The organism is Sideroxyarcus emersonii (genome assembly GCF_021654335.1).
Classification (GTDB): Bacteria; Pseudomonadota; Gammaproteobacteria; order Burkholderiales; family Gallionellaceae; genus Sideroxyarcus; species Sideroxyarcus emersonii.
Window position 1 is genome coordinate 44,796 of sequence record NZ_AP023423.1, and the last position, 11,161, is coordinate 55,956.

The 11,161-nt window shown below is 61.0% G+C and carries 10 protein-coding genes; 6 read left to right on the forward strand and 4 right to left on the reverse strand.

The genetic code is table 11. From position 1 onward, the window contains the following. Positions 1–23 precede the first annotated feature (23 nt). The 4 genes from rsmA to L6418_RS00220 form a co-directional block, all read right to left on the reverse strand. Entirely contained in the window at positions 24–812 is a 789-nt protein-coding gene (gene rsmA / locus L6418_RS00205) for a 16S rRNA (adenine(1518)-N(6)/adenine(1519)-N(6))-dimethyltransferase RsmA (RefSeq protein WP_237247472.1), read from the reverse strand. Between the two features lie 77 nt (positions 813–889). Then, positions 890–1,930 carry a 4-hydroxythreonine-4-phosphate dehydrogenase PdxA gene (gene pdxA / locus L6418_RS00210; RefSeq protein WP_237247473.1) on the reverse strand — a complete coding sequence of 347 codons (1,041 nt, stop codon included), beginning with the start codon at positions 1,928–1,930 and terminating at the stop codon, positions 890–892. Next, positions 1,930–3,246, reverse strand: coding sequence for a peptidylprolyl isomerase (locus L6418_RS00215; protein WP_269807844.1), 1,317 nt, complete (start codon positions 3,244–3,246; stop codon positions 1,930–1,932). Before L6418_RS00215 ends, pdxA begins: the two co-directional genes overlap by 1 nt. 12 nt (positions 3,247–3,258) lie before the next feature. Next, positions 3,259–5,463, reverse strand: a complete 2,205-nt coding sequence (locus L6418_RS00220; RefSeq protein WP_237247475.1) for an LPS-assembly protein LptD — start codon at positions 5,461–5,463, stop codon at positions 3,259–3,261. Between the two features lie 112 nt (positions 5,464–5,575). Between L6418_RS00220 and L6418_RS00225 the strand changes: the two genes are divergently transcribed. From L6418_RS00225 to L6418_RS00250, 6 genes are all read left to right on the forward strand, one after another. Then, positions 5,576–6,571 (forward strand): aminoglycoside phosphotransferase family protein, encoded by a 996-nt coding sequence (locus L6418_RS00225; RefSeq protein WP_237247476.1) that lies wholly within the window; start codon positions 5,576–5,578, stop codon positions 6,569–6,571. A gap of 94 nt (positions 6,572–6,665) precedes the next feature. Beyond that, positions 6,666–7,379 carry an N-acetylmuramate alpha-1-phosphate uridylyltransferase MurU gene (murU, locus tag L6418_RS00230; protein ID WP_237247477.1) on the forward strand — a complete coding sequence of 238 codons (714 nt, stop codon included), beginning with the start codon at positions 6,666–6,668 and terminating at the stop codon, positions 7,377–7,379. Beyond that, entirely contained in the window at positions 7,372–8,676 is a 1,305-nt protein-coding gene (pepP, locus tag L6418_RS00235; protein ID WP_237247478.1) for a Xaa-Pro aminopeptidase, read from the forward strand. Before murU ends, pepP begins: the two co-directional genes overlap by 8 nt. Continuing rightward, positions 8,669–9,829 carry an FAD-dependent monooxygenase gene (locus L6418_RS00240; protein WP_237247479.1) on the forward strand — a complete coding sequence of 387 codons (1,161 nt, stop codon included), beginning with the start codon at positions 8,669–8,671 and terminating at the stop codon, positions 9,827–9,829. The genes pepP and L6418_RS00240 overlap by 8 nt, the downstream gene beginning before the upstream one ends. 59 nt (positions 9,830–9,888) lie before the next feature. After that, positions 9,889–10,350, forward strand: a complete 462-nt coding sequence (locus L6418_RS00245; protein WP_237247480.1) for a hypothetical protein — start codon at positions 9,889–9,891, stop codon at positions 10,348–10,350. Positions 10,351–10,479: 129 nt separating this feature from the next. Then, on the forward strand, positions 10,480–11,139 hold the full coding sequence (locus L6418_RS00250; protein ID WP_237247481.1) for a hypothetical protein: 660 nt from the start codon (positions 10,480–10,482) through the stop codon (positions 11,137–11,139). Positions 11,140–11,161 lie beyond the last annotated feature (22 nt).

Here is an 11,161-nt window from a genome sequence, read left to right on the forward strand (position 1 = left end):
GCAGCGACCGGGGAGTCGTGATTCTAACTGAAACCGGGTCGGTGCGCGTTAGCCAGGCGATTGGCGATACGCGCGAATTCCGTCACGCCCAGGTTCTCGGCACGCAACTGTGCATCGATGCCGAGTTCGGCGAAATCGCCTTCCTGCAGATAGTCCCTGAGCGTGTTGCGCAAGGTTTTGCGCCGCTGTCCGAAGGCCGCCGCCACGATCTGGGCAAACAATGCCTCGTCCTGCACGGCGATCTGGTCGGGCGGGATCGGGATCAGGCGCACGATGGCGGAGTCGACCTTGGGTGCGGGGCGGAACGATTGCGGCGGCACGTCGAGCAGCTTTTCCATGTGGAAGCGGTATTGCAGCATAACCGACAGCCGCCCGTAGGCAGGAGTGGAAGGCGCGGCCACCATGCGTTCGACCACTTCGTTCTGCAGCATGAAGTGCATGTCGGTGATGCGCGCAGCATATCCGGCAAAATGGAACAGCAGCGGCGAAGAGATGTTGTAGGGCAGATTGCCGACGATGCGCAATGGTACCGGCAGCGTGGCGAAATCGAACTTCAGCGCGTCGCCTTCGTGGATGACGATCCGGTCCTGCGGATAATCGGTCTTCAGCCGCGCGATGATGTCGCGGTCGATCTCGATCACATGCAGGAGATTCAGCGTCTGCAGCAAGGGGCGCGTTAATGCACCCAGGCCGGGACCGATTTCCACCATGTTGTCGCCGGCTTCGGGGCGGATTGCGCGCACGATGTCGGCGATGATGTTCTGGTCGATGAGGAAGTTCTGGCCAAAACGCTTTTTGGCTTCATGACCCATAATCAAAATTCCCCCAAGCGTATCGGTGGAGGCTCATGCGTGCAGTGCGTGACGCCGCAGCCAACAGGCCCTCATTACTATGCCCGCTCATGCTGCACCATCTCCGCGGCAACCTTGATTGCTTCCAGCATGCTGCCGACATCGGCCTTGCCGCTACCCGCCAGTTCGAGCGCGGTGCCGTGATCGACCGAGGTGCGGATGATGGGCATGCCCAGCGTGATGTTCACGCCCTCGCCGAAGCTGGCGTGCTTCAATACCGGCAGCCCCTGATCGTGATACATCGCCAGCACCGCATCGCATTCGCGCAAACGGTGTACGGCGAACAGGGTGTCCGCGGGCAGCGGTGCGCTCACGTTGTAACCCTCGGCACGCAGCCTGTCGAGCACGGGGATCATCACCTCGATCTCCTCGTGCCCCAGATGGCCGTCTTCGCCGGCATGCGGATTGAGGCCGGCGACCAGGATGCGCGGCCGGGCGATGCCGAAACGGCGCTGCAGGTCGCGCTGCAGGATGCGCAGCACGTCTTCCAGCAGCGGCGCAGTGATGGCGTCGGCCACTTCGCGCAGGGGCAGGTGGGTCGTTGCCAGTGCCACGCGCAGCATGAATTCGGCGGTGCCGGAATCCGCGATCCCCGTTGCGGACGGAGTTCGGTGCACAGGCGCATGCCGGACCATTCCGATCAGCATCATCACCACCAGCGGCGTTTCCGTCAGTTCGGCCAGGAATTCGGTATGTCCGGTAAACGGGATGCCGGCATCGTTGATGATGCCCTTGTGCACCGGGGCGGTCACCATGCCCGAGAATTCGCCTGCCAGGCAACCCCTGACCGCGCGGCGCAAGGTTTCCAGCACGTAAGGACTGTTTGAAGGATCCAGTTTTCCGGCTTGTACAGGTTGCGCCAGCGGAACATGCAGCACGTTCAGGCTGCCGGGTTTCAGGGGTGCGGCGGCGCTGTAATCGTGCAGTTGTATGGCTATGCCGAGCTGGGTCGCGCGTTGCAGCAGCAGCGACCTGTCGGCGATCACCACCAGCGGATGTTCATGGCTGACAAGCTGCAGGCAGAGATCGGGGCCGATTCCGGCGGGCTCGCCTGCAGTGATGGCGAGTGGCTGCCGCATTATTTCGGTTCGTTGCGATACTCGACGAAGGCGCGGTCACGCAGCTGGCGCAGCCAGTCCTGGAATGCCTCGTCCGATTTGAAGGTGCGGATGGCATTGCGGGCGCGCTGACGTTTCTGATCCACGCTCACGTCGGTATTGCGGCGATCCAGCACCTGGATCAGGTGCCAGCCGAAACCGGTCTGCACCAGGCCGCTGACCTGGCCGATCTTCAGCGCATTCATCGGCCCCTCGAATTCGGGTACGGTCTCGCCCGGCGACAGCCAACCCAGGTCGCCGCCTTGCGGTGCGCTGCCGTCCTCGGAATGCAAACGTGCCTCTTCGGCGAAATCCGCCCCCTTGTCGATGCGCTGCTTGATCTCCTGCAGGCGGCTCTTGGCCTCGTTCTCGGAGACCAGTTCGCTGGTCTTGATCAGGATATGGCGCGCGTGCGTCTGGGTGATCACCACCGGCGTATCCTTAGTGCGGCGGTCGAGCAATTTGATGATGTGGAAACCGCTCGGGCTGCGCAGCACATCGCTGACATCACCCGGTTTCATTTTCTGCAGCGCTTCGGAAAACAGCGGGGGAAGCCGGTCCGCCGGCCGCCAGCCGATCTCGCCACCCTTGAGTGCATCCTGCGCATCGGAATAGCCGGCCGCCACCTGGGCGAACGAGGCGCCGCCGCGCAGCTTGGCCAGCGCCTGTTCGGCCCGGCTGCGGTAGGACTGGATCTTGTCCGCGCTGGCCTGCTCCGGCACCACCACCAGGATGTGGGCAAGCTGCAGTTCTTCGCCCTTGCCTTCCTGGCGTTCCTGGTTGCTCAGGTAGTTGTCCACGTCGTTCTCGCTGATGACCAGTTTGCTGTCCACCTCGCGTTCGCGCAGGCGGGCCGAGATGATCTCGTTGCGTATCTCCTCACGGAATTCGTTGTAGTCGGTGCCATCATGCTCCAGCTTGGCGCGGAATGCGGCCACCGAGTCGAATTTGTTCTGTTGCGCGATGCGCAGGATGGTCTTGTCCAGCTGTACATCGTCGATGCGCAAGCCGGTCTCCTTGGCGAACTGTGCCAGCAGCATCTCGGTGATCATGCGCTCGAGCACCTGTCTTTCCAGGATGCTCCGGTCCGGCAGCGCGGTATTCTGTCGTTGCAGCATTTTCGACACGCTGGTGACGCGCTTTTCCAGTTCGTTGTGCGTGATTACGTCGTCGTTCACGATGACTTCGACCCGATCGATGGGCGTTGCCTGTTTTTGCGGCTCAGCCGCTGCCGCGACGGTTGCAAAACCCAGCAGGACGAGGGTGAGTATCTTTTGGCTCAGCATGTTCTCTTTCAGTTTTCGCTTAAATCAATTCAGGCCTTGGGCGGGTTGCCCAGGCAGGCTGTTTATCTTGGTGTAACCGGGCACGTTGAGGCGCAGGGCTTCCATCGGATCGAAGCCGATTGCACCCATCCCGTTCAATTCCAGTTGCAGGAATATTCCGGAAGAACGAACGTTGGTTGCGATGGTGAAGGTTTGTGCTACGAATCGCATCGTCCAGCAGGACTGATTATACTCAACCCCCGCCAGCGCCTCCACGGCATTTTTATCCAGCAAGGAATAGCTCAGGCTGCCTACGCCGAGCCAGTGGCCGAACAGCGGCCATTGGGTTGAAACGTCGGTCTGGTGCAGGATGCCGCGTTCCAGCCGGTAGCCAAGATTGACCAGCTTGCCCGGTTCGGGCTTGTAAGTGGTCGAAAAGCTGTACATGTCGGTCTGAGCCAGACTGGGGTTGTATTGGATCAGGCTGTCCATGGACAGCGTATTGGAGAGCTTGCCGCCAAGGCCGAGCAGGATGTCGGAGCGGTTGCTGTTGCTTACCGGGGTGAGGTAGGTGTTGGGCGGGTAAGTGTTGCTTGCCGGGTTGAACATGTCTACCTTGGGTGCCGTGAAACTGAAACGCTCGCCCAGCATCATGCGGAAGCGTTCCACCCCGTCCCGGTCGTCGATCACGCGCGAGGTCAGCGCCATCGTCGCCATGTTGGCATCGCCGATACGGTCGCTGCCGAAGAAACGGTTCTCGGAAAATATCTGGGCAAAAGTGAAAGGTGCCGGTGCGGAGTCGAAAATCGGCAGCATGCTTTGGTCCCGGTACGGGATATATACATAGTACAGCCGCGGCTCCAGTGTCTGCGTATAACTTCCGCCGAGGAACGACGGCATATCGCGCTCGAATTGCATGCCGCTGTCCACGCTGAAGATGGGCAGGGTGCGTGTCGCATCGGGGATGCCCGTCGTGTTGTTCGAGCCCATCCGGTATTGCGTGTAATGCACGCCGAGCTTGGGCGTGACGTAATAGCCTAGGTCACTCAGCAGCGGATAGCTTACCGAAGGATTGATCACCATCCGTTCGGCATTGACCAGGGTGTTGTGGCGAAAATCGACGTACTGATTGGCAAAATTGAACGTGGCATCGCCCAGCGTTTCCTGTCCGTTCAATGTAATGTTCGGCTGGCTGCGGTAGGGGGCCACGATGGGGTTAAGCGGATCTTGCAGGGTCTGGAAGTTTTGCACTTCCACCGAGCCATTCCATGATCCGACTCCATAGGAGAGCGAGCCATCGCGCAACAGATAGACCTGCGAGGTACCGCTGATCAGGCTGGACAGGTCGCGGAAATAGGCATCGTCGGATGCGCGATTTACATTCAGCCCCAGGCCCACGCCGCCGCCCAGGTTCTGCGCGTGCTGCAAGGACATGAACGAGCGCGTGCTGTTGGTCAGGTGATCGCCGGGCAGCACTTCGTAGCGGGCCGTTCCCGAATAGCCTGGCTCCAGATAGCGGAACTCATTGTTGAGTTGAATGCCGCGTTTGGCGATCTCGCGCGGGGCGATGGTGGCATCATAGTTGGGGGCGATATTCCAGTAATACGGCAGGGTGAATTCCGTACCGCCGGTGCTGGTCGAGCCATAGCTCGGGCTCAGGAAGCCGGAGCGCCGGTTGCTGTTCAAAGCAAAGTCCATCCACGGCGTATAAAGTATCGGCACGCCTTTGAAATCGACGGTTGCTCCGTGTGCCACACCGACCTGGGTTGTGCGATCCAGGTCGAGGCGGTCGGCCTGCAACATCCAGTCGTCGTTTCCCGCAGGGCAGGTGGTGAAAGTCGTATTGTCGAAAGAATAGATCGTTTTGCCGGCGATGTGCATCGTTTCGGCGGCGCCGCGCGCGTGGCTCTCCGTCAATTCAAACTGCGGCTGGGCCATTTCGCCGACGTTGGTGTCCAGATTCAGCTTCAGGACTGGCCCGGTGACAACGATGCCGGATTGTTCCAGCCGTACTCCGCCCTCGGCCAGCACATCCTTGCTTTCCTGACCGTACAGCAGGTGACCGGCAGAGATCACCTGCCCGCTTTGACGCAATTCCACATCGCCGCTGGCTTCCAGCTGGTCGTTCTTTTTGGCTTCCACATGTTGCGCATTGATGAACGCAGCAGATCCCTCCGACGACCCGGACGGTCTCTTGAGCATGCGATCCAGCTTCAACGGCAACGGCGCGTCTTCGGCCTGAGCGAGCATTGGAAACATTCCAAGTATCAGGATCGCAACAGGGGAAAGGCGAAAAGGCATGGTGCGGGGGTAAATAAATTAAGGTGCTAAAATCGCACAAATCCCTCATTAAGGCAATCAAATGCAACGTCAAAAGCAGCTTGCGGACTGGCTTTCCGGCCTGTTTCCAAACGAGACCTTCACCATCGCCCCCGCTTCCGCCGATGCCAGCTTCCGTCGCTATTTCCGCGCCACTTTCGCCGACGGCAGCACGAAAGTGATCATGGATGCGCCGCCGCAGCATGAAGATTGCCGGCCATTCCTGCATATCGGCAAGTTGTTCGAGGAAGCCGGCACGCATGTGCCGCATGTGTATGCGCAAGACCTGGCGCAGGGTTTCCTGCTGCTGTCCGATCTCGGCAATACCACCTATCTGCAAGCACTGACCGATGCCAGCGCCCCAAAACTATACGCAGAAGCGACCGATGCGCTGATCAGGATCCAGCTTGCCTCGAAAAAAGACGAACTGCCGCCTTATGACGAACCCTTGTTGCGGCGCGAATTGAACCTGTTTCCCGAATGGTATATCGCGAAACACCTGGGCGTGACGCTCAGCGAAAAACAGCAAGCCAAGCTGGAAGAAGTGTTTGAGCGCATCCTGGCCAACAACCTGGCGCAACCGCGCGTATACGTGCATCGCGACTACCATTCGCGCAACCTCATGCTCGCCGACCCGAATCCTGGAATATTGGACTTCCAGGATGCCGTGTACGGTCCCATCACCTACGATCTCGCATCCTTGTTCAAAGACGCCTACATCAAGTGGGAAGAGGAAGCGATCATGGACTGGCTCATCCGCTACTGGGAAAAAGCGCGCAAGGCCGGCTTGCCGGTGCGCGAGGATTTCGGCGAGTTCTACCGCGATTACGAGATGATGGGCGTGCAGCGCCACATCAAGGTGCTGGGCATCTTCGCGCGGCTGTACCACCGTGACGGCAAGGACGGCTACCTGAAGGACATGCCGCTGGTGATGGATTACTTGCGCCGCGCCTGCGAGCGCTACATCGACTTGAAGCCGTTGCTGGTCCTGCTGATGGAACTGGAACAGAAAACCCAACGCACCGGAGCATCGATTTGAGCATGCTGGGCATGTTTCCTCTGGCCAGGCCCGCAGGCGGGCAAGCCGCTGGTGACCTCCCGCAAGCGGGAGCGAACGTGAAAGAAGCAAACCCATGCGTGCAATGATCCTGGCGGCCGGGCGTGGCGAACGCATGCGGCCGCTCACCGACCACACGCCCAAACCCCTGCTGCAGGCCGGCGGCAAGCCGCTCATCGTGTGGCACATCGAACGGCTGGTGCGTGCCGGCATCACCGACCTCGTCATCAACCATGCGCATCTCGGCCTGCAGATCGAACAGGCATTGGGTGACGGCAGCAAGTTCGGCGCGCGTATCCGCTATTCGGACGAGGGCACGGCACTGGAAACGGCAGGGGGCATCGCGTTTGCCCTGCACCTGCTGGGCGATCAACCCTTCGCGGTGGTCAATGGCGACATCTGGTGCGATTACGACTTTGCCCGCATGCCGGCACTGGCGGCGCAGATGCAACGCAGCCAGGACACCGTTCATCTGGTGCTGGTGGACAACCCCGAACATCACCCCAATGGCGATTTTCTGCTGCATGACAACCGCGTGATCAGCTCGGCACCCACTCCCCGGCACTCGGCACTGACTTTCAGCGGCATCGGCCTGTATCGCCCGGAGTTGTTTGCGCAAATCGCGCGCGGAACCAGGGCTCCGCTGGCGCCGCTGCTGCGCGAGCAGATCGCGGCAGGCAAAGCCAGCGGTGAGCATCACCGCGGCCTGTGGATCGATGTCGGCACGCCGCAGCGGCTGGACGAACTCGACAAGCGACTGCGCGCGCCGCAAAATGCCCGGCATGTCTGATACCGCCATCTACGCCGAACGCCGCAAACGCCTGCAAAGTCAGATGCAGAGCGGCATTGCCATCATTCCCACCGCCCCGGAAGCGGTGCGCAACGCGGATGCGCATTACGATTACCGCCATGACAGCCATTTCTACTACCTGACCGGGTTTGCCGAACCGGAAGCGGTATTGGTACTCGTTGCCGGCGAACAGATGCAGGCCATCCTGTTCTGTCGCGAAAAAAATGCAGAACGCGAGATATGGGATGGTTTCCGTTATGGCCCCGATGCAGCGAGCGAGAAGTTCGGCTTCGATGCCGCTTATCCCATCGCGCAGCTGGACGAAAAACTGGCCGAACTGATGGGCAACCAGCCCGTGCTGTATTACCCGGTGGGTGCGGATGCCGGCTGGGACGCCCGCATCATCCGGTTGCGCGAGGCCGTGAAGGCGAAGTCGCGCAGCGGCATCCGTGCGCCGGGCGAGATCCGCGACGTGCGCGAACCGATCAACGAAATGCGCCTGGTCAAGGATGCGCACGAACAGGACATCATGCGCCGCGCTGCAACGATCTCTGCCGGTGCACACCGCCGCGCCATGCGCTTCACCCGGCCGGGCCGGTTCGAATATGAAGTGGAAGCAGAACTGCTGCACGAATTCTGCCGCCACGGCGCCCGGCATCCGGCCTATACCAGCATCGTCGCCGGCGGCGCCAACGCCTGTACGCTGCACTACGTCGGCAACAACGCCAGGCTTAACGACGGCGACCTGCTGCTCATCGATGCGGGTTGCGAACTCGACGGCTATGCCGCCGACATCACGCGCACCTTCCCGGTGAATGGCAGGTTCAGCCCCGCCCAGAAGGATGTGTACGAGATCGTGCTTGCCGCGCAGGCGGCCGCCATTTCCGCGGCAAAACCGGGCATGCGCTGGAACGCCCCGCATGAAGCCGCGCTGAGGGTATTGGCGCAGGGTTTCATCGACCTGCGACTCTGCCGCGGCAGTCTGGAATCGGTACTGGAGACCGAAAGCTACAAGCAGTTTTACATGCACCGCACCGGCCACTGGCTGGGCATGGATGTGCACGATGTCGGCGAATACAAGCTGGACGGCCAATGGCGACCGCTGCAACCCGGCATGGCGCTCACCGTCGAGCCCGGTTGCTACATCCGCCCCAGCGACAGCGTGCCGCGGGACTTGTGGAACATCGGCATCCGCATCGAGGACGATGTGCTCATCACCGCAAAGGGCAACGAAGTGCTGACGCGGGATACGCCGAAGACGGTCAGCGAGATCGAGGAGGTCATGCGCCATGAATGAGAACAGCTGCGACATCGCCATCGTCGGCGGCGGCCCGGTCGGTGCCGCGCTGGCGATCGCGCTGCAGGGCAACGATTTGAACGTGGTACTGCTCGAGGCGCGCGAATCGGACAGCAATACCACCGACCCGCGTGCCCTGGCGCTGTCCTACGGTACGCGCCTGCTGCTGCAGCGCCTGGGGGCATGGGAGAAGATACAGAACGTCAGCGGCATCAGGACCATCGAGGTCACGCAAAAGGATTCCAGCGGCAGCACGACCCTGCGCGCCGAAGAACTGAAGGTGGCCGAGATGGGTTACGTATTGCCCTACACCACCCTGCACGCCGCGCTGCAGCAGGTGCTGCGCCAGAGCGACATCACCTGCCTGTACGGTGCGGCGGTCAGCGACCTGCGCAGCTCCGGCGAAGGGGCCACCCTCACCTATCAATATCAGGGCAAGCCGCATACCCTCACGGCGCGCCTCGCCGTCGTTGCCGAAGGCGGCAAGCTGCTCGAAGCGTCGCATCCGCCGCAGGTACAGGATTACGGGCAAAGCGGCATCATCGCCCATGTCACCTGCACGCAGCCGCGCGCTGGGGTGGCGTTCGAACACTTCACTGTACAGGGGCCGATGGCGCTGCTGCCGTACCTGGATGGTTACGAACTGGTGCTGACCGCACCGCACGATGCCGCGCAAGCCATGCTGCAATGGGATGACGCCGCCTTCCTGCACAACCTGCAGCAGCATTTCGGCGACCGGGTGGGCATCTTCACCAGCGTCGGCAAGCGCAGCTGCTATCCATTGCGCCTGAAGCGAGCGCCCGATATCACCTTCCCGGGCACGGTGCTGATCGGCAATGCCGCGCAGACCTTGCATCCGGTCGCCGGCCAGGGATTCAACATGGGCATCCGCGATGCATGGGAACTGGCACAGGTCATCCTCGACAGCGTCCCGGAGGGCATCGGCTCGGCAGCAATGTGCGCAGCCTACCGCAAGTCGCGCCGTATCGACCGCAACGCCGGCATCCGTTTCACCGACGGTCTTGTACGCCTGTTCTCCAACGACCTGCCGCTGTTCGGCCGGGTGCGCTCCGCCGCACTCACCCTGCTGGACTGCTTGCCGCCGGCGAAGAAATTCGTGGCAAAGCGCATGATGTTCGGGGCGAACGGATGATGCGGGATATGGCCAAGCGCAGCAGGACGGATATCGATTTATTTCCTTGAGGAGGGAACATGAGCATGACAACAAGAGCAATGCTGGCGGGTGCAATACTGTGCGCATCGTCTTTCAGCGGCGCTGCCATTGCCGATACGGCACCGTCGGCAGATATGCAGGCAGTCAACACGGCCTGCCGGGCAGACGCGGAAATGGCCGGGTGCGGGCAGGAGGTCGTCGGCAAGGGAATGCTGAAATGCATGGGCAGCTACAAGAAGGCACACCAGGATTTCAAGTTCTCTCCGGCTTGCCGCGGCGCGCTGAAGCAAATGAAAGCGGAAATTTCCGCCGATGCCCAGGACGTCAACAGCGCCTGCCGGGCTGATGCGGAAGTTACCGGGTGCGGGCAGGAAGTGGTCGGTGGCGGCCTGCTGAAATGCATGGGCAGCTATAAGCGGGCGCACAGGGAATTCAGATTCTCGGCAGCATGCCGTGACGCAATGAAGCAAATGAAGCAGGACAGGAATGCCGGCAGGTAAGGTTTGAAGCGTTCGGCAAGCCGGAACACGGATTGCAGCGGAAGGACAACGTTTTTGCCGGAGCAGTACAGGATGTGGTCGTATGCGGTTGGTCGTAACTCTTTACTTCAAATCATTAAGGAGCCCATCATGTCGAGGAATCATTTGTTGGTCTGTCTGTTAGCCAGCGCAGTTCTGGTTACCGGTTGTGCCACCAGTCGCAGCGAGGTCAAGCTTGGGGATTCTGGCACGGCCACTTATGCCGTCACCAAATCCAAAGTCGTCCTGATCGGTTCGGTCACCGACGAGCGAGTATTCGAACAGGATCCCAACGAGCCCGGCACGCCATCCCTGGGGGGCGAGGGCGCAACCCTTGCATCGGCGGATACCAAGGCCCGAGCCATCGGGCGCAAGCGTGGCGGTTTCGGCAAGGCACTCGGCGATGTGTTGCTTGAGAATGGACAGACCGTGGCTGGTGTCGTGCGCGAGAACCTGACGAATGCCTTGAAACAGGCGGGTTACCGTACGACGAGCAACGCGGCGGAAGCGGGTCCCGATCCTGTGATAATCGACGTACGGATCAAGCAGTTCTGGGCATGGTTACAACCGGGTTTCTGGGCGATTACCCTGCATACCGATATAGCCACCAATCTTGAGATAAGCGGCAAGGCAACGCCGGCAACGGTGGAGGTGCACGCCCAGGATTCCCGTCAGGTGGTGACCGACAGTGCCTGGATAGAGATAGTGGACCAGGCCCTGAAGGACTATCGTCAGCAAGCTGCTGCAAAATCCGCTGTGCTGCCGCAATAAGAAACTTCGACACAACGCCAGC

Bases quoted from the DNA above. Each gene is read 5' to 3' on its own strand.
- L6418_RS00250 (WP_237247481.1), top strand. From the start codon at position 10,480: ATGTCGAGGAATCATTTGTTGGTCTGTCTGTTAGCCAGCGCAGTTCTG.
- L6418_RS00240 (WP_237247479.1), top strand. From the start codon at position 8,669: ATGAATGAGAACAGCTGCGACATCGCCATCGTCGGCGGCGGCCCGGTC.
- L6418_RS00245 (WP_237247480.1), top strand. From the start codon at position 9,889: ATGAGCATGACAACAAGAGCAATGCTGGCGGGTGCAATACTGTGCGCA.
- L6418_RS00220 (WP_237247475.1), bottom strand. From the start codon at position 5,463: ATGCTCGCTCAGGCCGAAGACGCGCCGTTGCCGTTGAAGCTGGATCGC.
- murU (WP_237247477.1), top strand. From the start codon at position 6,666: ATGCGTGCAATGATCCTGGCGGCCGGGCGTGGCGAACGCATGCGGCCG.
- L6418_RS00225 (WP_237247476.1), top strand. From the start codon at position 5,576: ATGCAACGTCAAAAGCAGCTTGCGGACTGGCTTTCCGGCCTGTTTCCA.
- pepP (WP_237247478.1), top strand. From the start codon at position 7,372: ATGTCTGATACCGCCATCTACGCCGAACGCCGCAAACGCCTGCAAAGT.
- rsmA (WP_237247472.1), bottom strand. From the start codon at position 812: ATGGGTCATGAAGCCAAAAAGCGTTTTGGCCAGAACTTCCTCATCGAC.
- pdxA (WP_237247473.1), bottom strand. From the start codon at position 1,930: ATGCGGCAGCCACTCGCCATCACTGCAGGCGAGCCCGCCGGAATCGGC.